Annotated in this window: 12 protein-coding genes; 5 read left to right on the top strand and 7 right to left on the bottom strand. The window is 71.3% G+C overall.

The window, feature by feature from the left end; genetic code table 11:
* Positions 1 to 63 precede the first annotated feature (63 nt).
* Positions 64 to 774 carry a hypothetical protein gene (locus ACGFR9_RS31215; RefSeq protein ID WP_393215183.1) on the bottom strand — a complete coding sequence of 237 codons (711 nt, stop codon included), beginning with the start codon at positions 772 to 774 and terminating at the stop codon, positions 64 to 66.
* A 68-nt stretch (positions 775 to 842) separates the two neighbouring features.
* On the bottom strand, positions 843 to 2183 hold the full coding sequence (locus tag ACGFR9_RS31210; protein WP_393215180.1) for a DUF2252 domain-containing protein: 1341 nt from the start codon (positions 2181 to 2183) through the stop codon (positions 843 to 845).
* A gap of 205 nt (positions 2184 to 2388) precedes the next feature.
* Between ACGFR9_RS31210 and dnaE the strand changes: the two genes are divergently transcribed.
* Positions 2389 to 5928 carry a DNA polymerase III subunit alpha gene (dnaE, locus tag ACGFR9_RS31205; protein ID WP_030228326.1) on the top strand — a complete coding sequence of 1180 codons (3540 nt, stop codon included), beginning with the start codon at positions 2389 to 2391 and terminating at the stop codon, positions 5926 to 5928.
* 83 nt (positions 5929 to 6011) lie between these two features.
* Here the strand turns inward: dnaE and ACGFR9_RS31200 are convergent, their stop codons facing one another.
* Positions 6012 to 6179 carry a hypothetical protein gene (locus tag ACGFR9_RS31200; protein ID WP_393215177.1) on the bottom strand — a complete coding sequence of 56 codons (168 nt, stop codon included), beginning with the start codon at positions 6177 to 6179 and terminating at the stop codon, positions 6012 to 6014.
* 220 nt (positions 6180 to 6399) lie between these two features.
* Between ACGFR9_RS31200 and ACGFR9_RS31195 the strand changes: the two genes are divergently transcribed.
* The 4 genes from ACGFR9_RS31195 (at position 6400) to ACGFR9_RS31180 (ending at position 10288) form a co-directional block, all read left to right on the top strand.
* On the top strand, positions 6400 to 7596 hold the full coding sequence (locus ACGFR9_RS31195) for an NYN domain-containing protein (protein ID WP_393215174.1): 1197 nt from the start codon (positions 6400 to 6402) through the stop codon (positions 7594 to 7596).
* Positions 7597 to 7705: 109 nt separating this feature from the next.
* Positions 7706 to 8680: an ABC transporter ATP-binding protein gene (locus tag ACGFR9_RS31190; RefSeq protein ID WP_393215171.1), complete on the top strand. Its 975-nt coding sequence runs from the start codon at positions 7706 to 7708 to the stop codon at positions 8678 to 8680.
* A gap of 80 nt (positions 8681 to 8760) precedes the next feature.
* The gene (locus tag ACGFR9_RS31185; RefSeq protein ID WP_393215169.1) at positions 8761 to 9582 is read left to right on the top strand and encodes an ABC transporter permease; all 822 of its coding nucleotides are present in this window, start codon (positions 8761 to 8763) and stop codon (positions 9580 to 9582) included.
* A gap of 34 nt (positions 9583 to 9616) precedes the next feature.
* Positions 9617 to 10288: an AAA family ATPase gene (locus ACGFR9_RS31180; RefSeq protein WP_393215166.1), complete on the top strand. Its 672-nt coding sequence runs from the start codon at positions 9617 to 9619 to the stop codon at positions 10286 to 10288.
* Positions 10289 to 10495: 207 nt separating this feature from the next.
* Here the strand turns inward: ACGFR9_RS31180 and ybaK are convergent, their stop codons facing one another.
* The 4 genes from ybaK to ACGFR9_RS31160 form a co-directional block, all read right to left on the bottom strand.
* Positions 10496 to 11047: a Cys-tRNA(Pro) deacylase gene (ybaK, locus tag ACGFR9_RS31175; RefSeq protein WP_393215163.1), complete on the bottom strand. Its 552-nt coding sequence runs from the start codon at positions 11045 to 11047 to the stop codon at positions 10496 to 10498.
* 105 nt (positions 11048 to 11152) lie between these two features.
* The gene (locus ACGFR9_RS31170; protein ID WP_030228343.1) at positions 11153 to 11563 is read right to left on the bottom strand and encodes a hypothetical protein; all 411 of its coding nucleotides are present in this window, start codon (positions 11561 to 11563) and stop codon (positions 11153 to 11155) included.
* 94 nt (positions 11564 to 11657) lie between these two features.
* Positions 11658 to 12398 carry an LON peptidase substrate-binding domain-containing protein gene (locus tag ACGFR9_RS31165; protein WP_393215161.1) on the bottom strand — a complete coding sequence of 247 codons (741 nt, stop codon included), beginning with the start codon at positions 12396 to 12398 and terminating at the stop codon, positions 11658 to 11660.
* Positions 12399 to 12409: 11 nt separating this feature from the next.
* Positions 12410 to 13486 (bottom strand): hypothetical protein, encoded by a 1077-nt coding sequence (locus ACGFR9_RS31160; RefSeq protein ID WP_393215158.1) that lies wholly within the window; start codon positions 13484 to 13486, stop codon positions 12410 to 12412.
* Between the last annotated feature and the right edge of the window lie 258 nt (positions 13487 to 13744).

The following is a 13744-nucleotide window of genomic DNA, read 5'->3' as shown; positions in this document are numbered from 1 at the left end:
GTGTGCGGGATGACGTAAGGGGGGACTGCTGGTGCTCGGGGTGTTCGCCGGGGCGGGAGCGCCTCAGGCGAAGGTGACGGAGCACGGCGGTCCGCGGCGTCCCAGGGAGTGGGCGAGGACCAGGGTCCGCGCCGTGGCGGTACGGGCCGGGGTCCGGGCCGGACGGCGGACCTCGGGGGCGCGGCGCACGGTCACCGCCGCGACCGCCAGCAGCAGCGGCCGGACCGCCGTCGAAGCCGTGGCCGCCACCGCGCTCAGCACCTGCACCAGCGCCCGCTCGCCACGGCGCAGCCACGCGGCGGCGAAGAGCCCCACCCCGATGTGCGCGCCCAGCAGCGCCCAGGCGACCGCCGGGTCGGCCTGGGCGAGGAGCACCGCCAGGCGGTCGCCGCCCCCGGCGGCGGAGCCGGTGACCTGGGCGAGCGGCACGCCCACCCCGGTTCCGTCACCGCACAGCACGTCGAGGCCGAAGGAACGCAGCGGGCCCGCGACCGGGCCGCCCATCCGGCCGTAACAGACGTGCTGGCCGGTGGTGAAGACGGTGTCGGCGGCCAGTTCCAGCGGGATCAGCAGGGCGGCGATCCGCCCGAAGGAACGCTCCCGCCCCGCCAGGGCGTACGCCAGTGCGAACACGGCGGCGGCGATCACGGCCACCGTGTTCAGCGGCAGCGGAACCCCGGACAGCAGCACGTGCGACGCGGCGCTGAGCGTCACGACGACGGCCGTGAACAGCGCCGCGCGAACGGCTCTGAGCTGGGTTCCGGATATGTCCATGGCGGGAACGAGTGTGTCACGTGCTCCGGTAAGGGATCCCTAAAGGGTTCCTGTGGATGTGCGGATGGTTACAGGCCCGGAATCCTGCCGTTGCGGAACAGGTCCAGGAAGATCTGGTGGTCGCCGCGCGCGCGGGCCCCGTAGTCGTGCGCGAACTCGACCAGGAGGGGGACCAGGGACTCCTCGTCCGCGGCGATCGCGGCGTCGATGGCGCGCTCGGTGGAGAACGGCACCAGGGACTCGCCGGACGTGTCGTCCGCCGCCGCGTGCATCGTCGCCGTCGCCCGGCCGAGGTCGGCGACGACCAGGGCGATCTCCTCCGGGTCGTCGATGTCGCCCCAGTCCAGATCCACGGCGTAAGGCGACACCTCGGCGACCAGCTGGCCCGCGCCGTCCAGCTCGGTCCAGCCCAGCCACGGGTCGGCGTGCGCCTGGAGGGCGCGCTGGGAGATCACCGTGCGGTGCCCCTCGTGCCGGAAGTACTCCTGGATCGCCCGGTCCGTGATGTGCCGGGAGACGGCCGGGGTCTGGGCCTGCTTGATGTAGATCACCACATCGTTCTCCAGGGCGTCGCTGTGACCCTCCAGGAGGATGTTGTACGACGGCAGCCCCGCCGAGCCGATGCCGATGCCCCGGCGGCCCACGACGTCCTTCACCCGGTAGGAGTCCGGGCGGGCCAGCGAGGAGTCCGGCAGGGTCTCCAGATAGCCGTCGAAGGCCGCGAGCACCTTGTAACGGGTCGCGGCGTCCAGCTCGACCGCGCCGCCGCCGGAGGCGAACCGGCGCTCGAAGTCACGGATCACCGTCATCGAGTCCAGCAGCCCGAACCGGGTCAGCGAACGCGCGTCGCGCAGCGCGTCGAGCAGCGGCCCCTGCGCGGTGTCCAGCGTGAACGGCGGCACCTCGTCGCTCTTCGCGCCCGTCGCCAGCGCGTGGATCCGCTCCCGGTAGGCGGCCGTGTAGATCGTGACCAGCTCGGTGATCTGCTCGTCACTGAGGGCCTTCGCGTAGCCGATCAGCGCCACGGAGGCCGCGAAGCGCTTGAGGTCCCAGGTGAAGGGGCCGACATAGGCCTCGTCGAAGTCGTTGACGTTGAAGACCAGCCGGCCGTTCGAATCCATGTACGTACCGAAGTTCTCCGCGTGGAGATCGCCGTGGATCCACACGCGCGAGGTGCGGTCGTCCAGGTACGGTCCGCCCCGCTTCGAGCCGAACTGACCGGACATGGTGAGGTCGTGGTAGAAGAGGCACGCCGTACCGCGGTAGAAGGCGAACGCCGAGGCCGCCATCTTGCGGAACTTCACGCGGAACGCGGCCGGGTCGGCGGCCAGCAGTTCGCCGAACGCGGTGTCGAGAACGGCGAGGATCTCCTCACCGCGGTGCTCGTCGTTGAGCTGCGGTACCGACATCGCTGAGTGCCTCCTGGTGCCAAAAGTCTGCGGGACGGCTGATCCGTCGCCTGCCTAACGTGTGACGGTGCGCGGGAGTGCCCGCGCCCCGCCCGAAGGTACGTCCGCGGACGCCCGGAGTGTCAGTGCCGGGGCATAGACTTCGACGCTGTCCCCCGGACTGTCCGCTCCCCCGTCGCCGACCGTTCTCCTTGGAGGCCGCACCGTGTCGAAGCCGCCGTTCACGCACCTGCACGTCCACACCCAGTACTCGCTGCTGGACGGTGCCGCGCGGCTCAAGGACATGTTCGACGCCTGCAACGAGATGGGCATGTCGCACATCGCCATGTCCGACCACGGCAACCTGCACGGGGCGTACGACTTCTTCCACTCCGCCCAGAAGGCCGGAGTCACCCCGATCATCGGGATCGAGGCCTATGTCGCGCCCGAGTCCCGGCGCAACAAGCGGAAGATCCAGTGGGGCCAGCCGCACCAGAAGCGGGACGACGTCTCCGGTTCCGGCGGTTACACCCACAAGACGATGTGGGCGGTGAACAGCACCGGTCTGCACAACCTCTTCCGGCTCTCCTCCGACGCGTACGCCGAGGGCTGGCTGCAGAAGTGGCCCCGGATGGACAAGGAGACCATCAGCCAGTGGTCCGAGGGCATCGTCGCCTCCACCGGCTGCCCCTCCGGCGAGGTCCAGACCCGGCTGCGCCTCGGCCACTTCGACGAGGCCCTCAAGGCCGCCGCCGACTACCAGGACATCTTCGGCAAGGACCGCTACTTCCTGGAGCTGATGGACCACGGCATCGAGATCGAGCACCGGGTCCGCGACGGCCTCCTCGAGATCGGCCGGAAGCTCGGCATCCCGCCCCTGGTCACCAACGACTCCCACTACACATACGCGCACGAGGCGACCGCCCACGACGCGCTGCTGTGCATCCAGACCGGCAAGAACCTCTCCGACCCCGACCGCTTCAAGTTCGACGGCACCGGCTACTACCTCAAGTCCACCGACGAGATGTACGCCATCGACTCCTCGGACGCCTGGCAGCAGGGCTGCGCCAACACCCGCCTGATCGCCGAGATGGTCGACACGACGGGCATGTTCGAGAAGCGCGACCTGATGCCCAAGTTCGACATCCCCGAGGGTTACACCGAGGTCAGCTGGTTCAAGGAGGAGGTCCGCCGCGGCATGGAGCGCCGCTTCTCGGGCCAGGTCCCCGAGGACCGCCAGAAGCAGGCGGACTACGAGATGGACGTCATCATCCAGATGGGGTTCCCGGGGTACTTCCTCGTCGTCGCCGACTTCATCATGTGGGCCAAGAACAACGGCATCGCGGTCGGCCCCGGCCGCGGCTCCGCGGCCGGCTCGATCGTCGCGTACGCCATGGGCATCACCGACCTCGACCCCATCCCGCACGGCCTGATCTTCGAGCGGTTCCTCAACCCCGAGCGCGTCTCCATGCCCGACGTCGACATCGACTTCGACGAGCGCAGGCGCGTCGAGGTGATCCGCTATGTGACGGAGAAGTACGGCGCCGACAAGGTCGCCATGATCGGCACCTACGGCAAGATCAAGGCGAAGAACGCCATCAAGGACTCCGCGCGCGTGCTGGGCTACCCGTACGCGATGGGCGATCGTCTCACCAAGGCCATGCCCGCCGACGTCCTCGGCAAGGGCATCGACCTCAACGGCATCACCGACCCCTCGCACCCCCGCTACGGCGAGGCCGGCGAGATCCGCGGGATGTACGAGAACGAGCCGGACGTGAAGAAGGTCATCGACACCGCCAAGGGTGTCGAGGGCCTGGTGCGGCAGATGGGCGTGCACGCCGCCGGCGTCATCATGTCCAGCGAGCCCATCGTCGACCACGCCCCCATCTGGGTGCGGCACACCGACGGCGTGACCATCACCCAGTGGGACTACCCCCAGTGCGAGTCGCTGGGCCTGCTGAAGATGGACTTCCTCGGCCTGCGCAACCTGACCATCATGGACGACGCCGTCAAGATGGTGAAGGCCAACAAGGGCGTCGACCTGGACCTGCTGAGCCTGCCGCTCGACGACCCCACGACCTTCGAACTCCTCCAGCGCGGCGACACCCTCGGCGTCTTCCAGTTCGACGGCGGCCCCATGCGCTCCCTGCTGCGCCTGATGAAGCCGGACAACTTCGAGGACATCTCCGCCGTCTCCGCGCTCTACCGTCCCGGCCCGATGGGCATGGACTCGCACACCAACTACGCGCTGCGCAAGAACAAGCTCCAGGAGATCACCCCGATCCACAAGGAGCTCGAGAAACCGCTCGAAGAGGTCCTCGCGGTCACCTACGGCCTGATCGTCTACCAGGAGCAGGTGCAGAAGGCCGCCCAGATCATCGCCGGCTACTCGCTCGGCGAGGCCGACATCCTCCGCCGTGTGATGGGCAAGAAGAAGCCCGAGGAACTGGCGAAGAACTTCACCATCTTCCAGGCCGGCGCCCGCAGGAACGGCTACAGCGACGAAGCCATCCAGGCCCTCTGGGACGTCCTGGTGCCCTTCGCCGGCTACGCCTTCAACAAGGCGCACTCCGCCGCGTACGGACTCGTCTCCTACTGGACCGCCTACCTCAAGGCGAACTACCCCGCCGAGTACATGGCCGCCCTGCTCACCTCGGTGAAGGACGACAAGGACAAGTCGGCGATCTACCTCAACGAGTGCCGCCGCATGGGCATCAAGGTCCTCCCGCCCAATGTCAACGAGTCGGTGCACAACTTCGCCGCCCAGGGCGACGACGTGATCCTCTTCGGCCTGGAGGCCGTGCGCAACGTCGGTACGAACGTGGTCGAGTCGATCATCAGGAGCCGCAAGGCCAAGGGAAAGTACGCCTCCTTCCCCGACTACCTCGACAAGGTCGAGGCCGTCGCCTGCAACAAGCGGACCACCGAGTCGCTGATCAAGGCCGGCGCCTTCGACGAGATGGGCCACACCCGCAAGGGCCTCACCGCCCACTACGAGCCGATGATCGACAACGTGGTGGCGGTCAAGCGCAAGGAGGCCGAGGGACAGTTCGACCTCTTCGGAGGCATGGGCGAGGAGGCGAGCGACGAGCCCGGCTTCGGACTCGACGTGGAGTTCACCACCGAGGAGTGGGACAAGACGTATCTGCTCGCCCAGGAGCGCGAGATGCTCGGGCTCTACGTCTCCGACCACCCGCTGTTCGGCCTGGAGCACGTGCTGTCCGACAAGGCCGACGCGGGCATCTCCCAGCTCACCGGCGGCGACTTCGGCGACGGCGCGGTCGTCACCATCGGCGGCATCATCTCCGGACTCCAGCGCAAGATGACCAAGCAGGGCAACGCCTGGGCGATCGCCACCGTGGAGGACCTCGCGGGCTCCATCGAGTGCATGTTCTTCCCGGCGACGTACCAGCTCGTCTCCACACAACTCGTCGAGGACGCCGTGGTCTTCGTCAAGGGCCGGCTCGACAAGCGGGAGGACGTGCCGCGGCTGGTCGCGATGGAACTGATGGTCCCCGACCTGTCCAACGCCGGCACCAACGCGCCCGTCGTGCTCACCATCCCGGCCACCCGCGTGACCCCGCCCATGGTCAGCCGGCTCGGCGAGATCCTCACGCACCACAAGGGCGACAGCGAGGTCCGCATCAAGCTCCAGGGGCCGACGAAGACGACCGTGCTGCGCCTCGACCGGCACCGCGTGAAGCCGGACCCGGCCCTGTTCGGCGATCTGAAGGTCCTTCTCGGGCCGGCCTGTCTGGCGGGCTGAGAACCCGCGCCCGGCCGACGCGCTCGAGGGGCGCACCCTGTGATGGGTGCGCCCCTCGTCGTGTGCCCGGGTTCCGCTACGGGTCAGTTGTGGCCGAAGCGCTTCTGACGGCCCCTGCCCTGGCCGGACTCGCCGGGCAGGACCTGGGTGGGACGGTGCTCGTCCGCCGTCTCCACCGTCGACTGCTGCGCCGACCGCGGGGAGCGCTCGGTCTGCGGCTGCTTACGCTCACGGTTCTTGTTCTTGGCCATGGTGATGCCTCCTGAGGGGGACTAGGGGCCAGGGCCGGGACCAGATTCACACGGCCGAATCACAGCCGCATGTTGGACAATTACCGTGTGTGACCGGCGTGATCGGGGAGGAAGTGTGGAAACGCCACGCCGAAGATCGAGTTCCGGCCGTTAACCCCGGTGTGGTCGGGCAGACTCGAAGGAAGCCCGAAGCAAACCTCCCGGAAAGAGGGTGGATCGCGTGGACCGCTGCATCGTCCTGGTGGACGCCGGGTATCTGCTGGGGGCCGCCGCCAGTCTCCTCGCCGGGGAGCCGTCGCGGTCCCGCATCACCGTCGACCACGCGGCTCTCATCCAAGGGCTGCGCGAGCGCGCCGAGTCCGACACGCGGCAGCCGCTGCTGCGCATCTACTGGTTCGACGGCGCCCCCGACCGCGTCCCGCAGCCCGAACACCGCAGGCTGCGCGTGATGCCCCGGGTCACCGTCCGGCTCGGCGCGCTGACCCGCAGCGACGGCCGCTGGGCGCAGAAGGGCGTCGACGCCGCCATGCACGCCGAGCTGACCGAACTGGCCCGCAACCGCGCCTGTTCCGACATCGTGCTCGTCACCGGCGACGGTGATCTGCTGCCCGGCATGATGGCCGCGAAGGAGCACGGCGTCGCCGTACACCTATGGGCCGTGCAGGCCGCCGACGGCGACTACAACCAGTCCGAGGATCTGGTCGCCGAGGCCGACGAGCGGCGGGTGCTGGACCGGGCGTGGATCACCCAGGCCGTACGGGCCAAGGAGTTCGGCGGGGTGTGCGCGCCGCCGCCGGTGCCCCGGCCGGAGATCGCCGCGATCCTCTCCGCGCCGCTGCCCGACGCCGGGATGGGGGCGGCGGCGGAGCGGACGGTGCGGGAGCCCGAACATCCCACCGCCGCCGGGCACAACGGGACCTCGGAGAGGGCGGGCAAGGGGGTGCCCACGCCGAAGGACCTGGCCGCCCTGCGGGGGCCGCATCCGCCGCAGCAGCCGGCCTCCGCCACGCTGCGGTGGTCGTCCGACAAGGGGTGGGTCGACCGGCCGGCCGCGGAGCCGCCCGATGCGGCGTCCATGCCGACGCTCGCGCAACTGACCACGGCGGAGCAGCGGTGGGCGGACCGGGAGGAGGACATCACCACCGTCGGTGGGGATCCCTTCGAGGTGGGCCAGGTGTTCGCGCGGCGGTGGGTGGAGCGGCTCGGGGACCCGAGCCAGATCCAGAAGCTGTCGGGGATGTATCCGCGGATTCCGCACCGGGTGGACGGGGAGCTGTTGCGGTACGCGGCGCGGTTCGGGCTGCTCGCGCACAAGGACGATCAGATCGATGAGCGGGATCGCTACGCCATTCGGGCGGGGTTCTGGCGTGAGCTGGATCTCCGTACGGGTACGGAGAGGGCTCCCGCGGGGGAGTGAGGCTTTGGTCCGTGGGGTGACCCGGGGGTGGGGTGGGGGGCGGGACACCGTAGGCTCGGGGCTTGTGAGTATGCGCGCGGCACAGGGGTTTCGGCACGGAGGTGCCGTCGTGTGTGCGGTGCGCGGGCTGACCAAGACGTATCCGGCGGTGCGCGGCCGGCGCGGGGTGCCCGCGACGCCCGAGGTCCGGGCCACCGATGACGTGGGGCTCGACATCCGGCGCGGTGAGATCTTCGGACTGCTCGGGCCGAACGGCGCCGGGAAGTCCACCCTCGTCCGCCAGCTCACCGGACTGATGCGGCCCGACCGCGGCAGCGTCGAGATCCTCGGCCACGACATCGTGCGCCACCCCGAGCGCGCCGCCCGCATCCTCGCCTACCTCGGGCAGGAGTCCAGCGCCCTCGACGAACTGACCGTGTCCCTCGCCGCCGAGACCACCGGCCGGCTGCGCGGACTCGACATCCGGCGGGCACGTGCGGAACGGGACGACGTCCTGGAAGAACTGGGCCTCACCCCGATCGCCGGACGCCCCCTGAAGAAGCTCTCCGGCGGCCAGCGCCGGCTCGCCTGCTTCGCCGCCGCCCTGGTGGGGGAGCGGCCCCTGCTCGTCCTGGACGAACCCACCACCGGCATGGACCCGGTGGCCCGGCGCGCCGTCTGGTCCGCCGTCGACCGGCGCCGCGCCGAACACGGCACCACCGTGCTGCTGGTCACCCACAACGTCATCGAGGCCGAGACCGTCCTCGACCGGGTCGCCGTCCTCGACCGCGGCCGGGTCATCGCCTGCGACACCCCGGCCGGTCTCAAGGAACAGGTCGCCGGAGAGGTCCGGGTCGACCTGGTGTGGCGCGAGGCGGCCCCCCTGCACGTACCCGAGGTCGCCGCGCTGCGCGACCGCGTCGTCGAGTCCGGCCGCCGCTGGACCCTGCGGCTCGCGCCCGAGGAGGCCCGTACGGTGGTCGCCACCGTCACCGGCGGTGCCGCCTTCGCCGCCCTGGACGACTTCACCCTCGCCACGCCCAGCCTGGAGGACGTCTACCTGGCCCTGGGCGGGGCCGTACGACAGGGACTGGTGAAGGCGTGAGCACGCGGTCCGCCGCATCCGTACGGAACAGGGCCGCAGTGGTTTTGGGCGAACCTCCGAACGAAGGGGAGCAGCACGACGTGAGTGTCGTACCCGCCGAAGTCGTGCCGGGCAGTGTCCTGGCCGTGGAGGAGACCGCGCCGGAGCCGGCCGGACTCGGCCCCCGCGCGCGGCTGTGGCCGTCCATGGCCGCCGTGTACCGGGCACAGCTGTCCCGGGCCCGGGTCGCGCGGATCCCGCTGCTGTTCGTGGCCACGTTCCAGTCGGTCGGCATCATGATCCTGATGCGCGGGGTCGTCGACGGCGGCGGCGAGGCGCAGGCCGTGGTCGCCGGCTCGGCGGTCCTGGTCGTCGCCTTCGTCGCGCTGAACCTGCTCGCCCAGTACTTCGGGCAGCTGCGGGCCAGCGGCGGGCTCGACCACTACGCCACCCTGCCGGTGCCGCCGGCGGCGGTGGTGCTCGGCGCGGCGGGCGCGTACGCCTCGTTCACCGTGCCGGGGACCGTGGTGACCGCCGTCTTCGGCTGTGTGCTGTTCGGGCTGCCGCTGGCGAACCTGTGGGTCCTCGCCGCCGTGATCCCGCTCGCCGGGGCCGCGCTCGCCGGACTCGGCGCGGCGCTCGGCCTGCTCGCGCCGCGCGCGGAGGTCGCCACACTGCTGGGCCAGCTCGGCATGTCGGCGGCGCTGCTGCTGGGCGTCCTGCCCGCGGAGCGGATGCCGGAGGTGGTGCGTCTCGCCCGGGACCTGCTGCCGTCGACGTACGGCGTCGAGGCCTTCGCACGGACCTTCGGACCGCACCCCGACTGGACGCGGGTGCTCGCCGACCTCGCCGTGTGCGGGGTCGTCGGCGTGCTCTCGCTGGCCGTCGCGACCCGGGCGTACCGCAGGGCAGCCGTCCGGTGACGCGCCACACAGCCGGGCCTGGCACGATGGCGGGGTGAGCGCTCCTTTGACACCACCGACGCCTCCGACACCTCCGCACGAGCAGGCGGCGGCCTCCTCCCCGTACGGGTGGAACGGCCACGCCGCATACCCCCGGCAGGACGGGTGGTACGAGAAGGACGGCCCCGGGATGAAGACGGAGTTGCGGGAGGCCGCCGTGACCGCGGTGGCGGTGGCGGCGCTCGGGGCGCTGCTCGGGGTGCTGTGGTGGTGGCTGGCGCCGCGCGTGCCGCTGGTGGGCGAGGTGCTCGACGGCAACTGGGTCGTCTACCTCAAGGACTCCGAGGGCGAGCAGGGCATCGGCGTGGACGGGACGTTCTCGCTGCTGGCGCTGGCGTTCGGGGCGGTGAGCGCGGTCGTGGTGTTCCTGGTGCGGCGGCGCGGAGGTGTGCCGCTGGTGGTGGCGCTGGCGGTCGGGGGGCTGCTGGGGTCGGTGCTGGCCTGGCGGCTGGGGGTGTGGCTGGGGCCGGGGTCCGACGTGGTCGCGCAGGCGCGGAGTGCGGGCAAGGGGGTCACGTTCGACGCGCCGTTGAAGCTGGGGGCGAAGGGGGCGTTGCTGGCCTGGCCGTTCGGGGCGTTGGTGGTGCACCTCGGGCTGACGGCGTTGTTCGGGCCCCGGGATCCTGAGCCGTTCCCTGCGGGGCCGTACGAGATTCCGGGCGCGTAGGTCTCTGGCGGGTGCGCCGTGTCGGGGCGGGGCGCGTCGGGTCGCGTGCCGCGTGTCGGTGCCGGGCGGGGGGTGCTCGCGCGGCCCGGCGCTGACGGGGTGCCGTCGCGCCCACCCGTGCCGCCCTGCGGCACGATTGCCCGCGGAGTGCGGAGTGCGGAGTGCGGAATGCGGAGTGCGGAGTGCGGGGTGCGGGGAGTGCGGCCGTCAGGGGCGGGCGATCGGGGACAGGGTCGCTGCGGTGAGGGTGGTCAGGGCTGTGGGGGTCAGTTCCACTTCCAGGCCCCTGCGGCCCGCTGAGACGCAGATCGTGGGGTGGGCCGTGGCCGACTCGTCCACGACCGTGGGGAGCTTCTTGCGCTGGCCCAGGGGGGAGATGCCGCCCCGGACATAGCCCGTGGTGCGTTCTGCCAGGGTCGGGTCGGCCATCGACGCCCGCTTGCCGCCCACCGCCGCCGCCAGCGCCTTCAGGTCCAGCTGCCCCGCCACCGGGACCACTGCCACCGTCAGCGCGCCGTCGACGTCCGCCACCAGTGTCTTGAAGACCCGGTCCGGTGAGACGCCCATCGCCTCGGCCGCCTCCTCGCCGTAGGACGGGTGGGCGGGATCGTGGTCGTAGGAGTGCACCGTGAACGGCACCCCGGCCGTGGTGAGCGCCACCGTCGCGGGCGTTCCCGCCCGTCGCCCGCCGCCCCCCGTGTGGGGGCGCGCTTCGTGCGCGCCGTCGTCCCGCCGGTGCTTCTTCGACTTCTTCGCCACCCGCCGCATCCTTCCAGACGGGCCGCGACGGGAGACGGCCGCCTCCGTCCGGAAAGGTGTCCGGTGGAGGCGGCCGCGGGTGCTACCGCCGGGGTCGTCCCGGGGTCAGCAGGTCGCCCAGGGGGTCTCGAAGGTCCCCTGCCCGGAGACCTTGATCAGGCCCTTGTAGTCACGGGAGCACGGGTAGCTCATGGTCCACGTGCTGTTGGCCCGCTCGTTCACGCTGATGCTCTTGGTCGGTCCCCAGGTGGTGGTTCCGGCGGAGTTGCGGAACCCCAGCTGCGCCGAGATCGTCGAGCCGCCCGACTTCGTGTAGAAGACCGCGATGTCCTGGGGGGCGGCGCCCAGGGAGATGCAGAGCTGGCCGTTGCTCAGACTCGTGCACTCGACTCGGGCCTGGATGCCCGTCTCCGAGGCCGGGACGGCGTCCCCCGTGGACGCCTGCGCGGGAGCGATCATCAGTGCGGAACCAGCCGCGACGGCCGCGGTGACGGTCAGGATGCTACGAAGGTTCATGGGGTTGTTCCTCCTGCATTCGCGTGATCATGGCCATGATCATGGCCGTAGTGATCTTAGGCAGATGATCACCGCGCACCCCATCGGTTTCGCGTCAATTCTGGCTGGTCGGCCCCCTTGTCAGTTCCACCGCGGGCAGTGAAGGCAGATGACGGATGACGGCCGTCTCCGCCCGCAGCAGCTTCAGCTCGTCACGGAGCCGGGACGCGGTGTCCGGCGCCTGCAGCAGCCGCTGCTTCGTCGGCGTGTCCAGCATCATCGCGGCGGCGACCAGGTAGGAGACGACCCCGGGCTCGTCCGGCAGGTCCGCCCCGGACGTCAGCGACCGCTCCCGCGCCCCCGCCAGCCGCTTCTGGTACTGGCGGAAGGACCGCAGCACCCCCTCGGCCAGCGCCCCCGCCTCGTCGCCCGGATCCTCCTCCAGCGGCTCCGCCTCGGCCGTCAGATACGGCCCGGAGGCGTCCACGGACAACAGCCTGATCCGGGTCGTACCGGTCGCCAGCACCTCGAACGTGCCGTCGGCCCGCTCCCGGACCGTCGCCGCGTCGGCGACGCAGGCCACCTTGTGGAAGGCGCGCAGCGGATCCGTGCCGAAGCCCGCCGCCGCGCCCCGCTCGGGCACGGCCGTCGGGTCGGGCAGGCCGCGCGCGCTCGGCGCCACCTCGTGCCCGTCGCGGATCGCCACGACGGCGAACCGGCGCGGCTCGTCCTCCGGGGTCTTCAGCAGCTCGCGCATCATGGCGCGATAGCGCTCCTCGAAGACGTTGAGCGGAAGCACGAGCCCCGGGAACAGCACCGTGTTCAGGGGGAAGAGCGGGAGCCGGACGGTCGTCACGAACCAAGAGCCTAATGGGCGCCGAAGCGGAGTCGACCGCCCCACTCACTCCCCGGCCGGTCGAAGGCCGCCGGCGGGGCGCCGGAACCCCGCTCGGGACAGCCCGACGCGACCGCCGCCCGCACGTTCTGCCGGACCTCCAGGAATCGGCCCAGGGGATCGTCCGCCTCCCGGTCCCAGGGGAAGGACGTGGCGTACGGTCCCGTCAGCCTCAGCTGCTCCAGGGCGTCCCGCCGGCGTTCCAGCCGCACCAGGACGTACGTCAGCAGATTGCGCGGCTCGGCCAGTGAGGGCCGGCCCTCCGGCAGCCGGCCGGACAGCGCGGCGGCGCGGTCGGCGGCCACGTCCAGCCGGGCGCGCGGCACCTCGGGACCGCAGCGGTCGGTGAGATAGCCGAACGCCGCCCGCAGCGGCAGCGTCTGGGTGAGCGAGTCCTCCGGCGCGTCCTGCGCGGCCAGATCGGCGAAGTCGAAGCACTCGCGGTGCGAGCCGTGCCACGAGGCCGCCAGATAGCGCAGGGCCGCCACATGGCAGCCGTAGTGGTGCGGGGCGCGGCGGACCGCCGCCTCCCACAGCTCCTCGAAATACGTGTGCCCGGCGCGCGCGCCACGGGCGTGGTCCAGGGCGAGCCGCCATGGCACCGGGTCGCCGTGGTCCGCCCGCGCGGCGGCCGTGATCCGCGGGCTCACCTCACGCAGCAGTTCGGCCCGGGCCGGCGATTCCCAGGCGCGGTCCACCGCCCGCTGGGCGTCCACCAGCAGCCCGTCGGGGTCGCGCGGGTCGCGGGCCCGCCAGAAATCCAGCCACTCGGGCCGCGCACGCGCGAAGGCGGCCACCTGCCGCACATACCGGTCCCGCTGCTCCCAGGAGCCGCCGCGCCGGGTGGCGGCGAGCAGTGCGGCGACCGGCGCGGGGTCACCGCCGGCTGCCTCCACCAGCGCCGGGCCCAGCAGGTCGTCGGGAGCGTCGAGCAGCACCTCGTCGTCGGGAGGCAGCACGACGGAGACGGGGGGAGCGGTGCCCGCCGTCTTTCCTCGCCCCCGGGAGGTCCGGGTGAACGCGTCCATCAGAGCCATGGTGCCGACCATTGAAAGACCGCAGGTCACAGGCGCGCCAGAGGCAGCACGGAAGTCGCGGAAGGTTGTACGGGCTTCGGTCAAGGCCAGGCAAAAAGCAGAGCACTCGTCACCTTGTGTGCGCCCCTCACGCTCCGCACGCCCTACCCGTCCCGGAGGCCGCGGGGATCGCCCCCTAGGCCGTTTCTTTCGGATCACCTCGCCGACCAGATGAAGATGGCGGCGAGGTGCAGTCCGGCCAGGTAAATGGTGGCCGTCTTGTCGTAGCGG

The sequence above is a fragment of the Streptomyces sp. NPDC048584 genome (assembly GCF_043199595.1).
GTDB lineage: Bacteria > Actinomycetota > Actinomycetes > Streptomycetales > Streptomycetaceae > Streptomyces > Streptomyces edwardsiae.
This window is presented reverse-complemented; position numbering and strand designations above follow the sequence as displayed.

Bases quoted from the DNA above. Each gene is read 5' to 3' on its own strand.
- ACGFR9_RS31170 (WP_030228343.1), bottom strand. From the start codon at position 11,563: ATGAACCTTCGTAGCATCCTGACCGTCACCGCGGCCGTCGCGGCTGGT.
- ACGFR9_RS31210 (WP_393215180.1), bottom strand. From the start codon at position 2,183: ATGTCGGTACCGCAGCTCAACGACGAGCACCGCGGTGAGGAGATCCTC.
- ACGFR9_RS31215 (WP_393215183.1), bottom strand. From the start codon at position 774: ATGGACATATCCGGAACCCAGCTCAGAGCCGTTCGCGCGGCGCTGTTC.
- ACGFR9_RS31200 (WP_393215177.1), bottom strand. From the start codon at position 6,179: ATGGCCAAGAACAAGAACCGTGAGCGTAAGCAGCCGCAGACCGAGCGC.
- ACGFR9_RS31160 (WP_393215158.1), bottom strand. From the start codon at position 13,486: ATGGTCGGCACCATGGCTCTGATGGACGCGTTCACCCGGACCTCCCGG.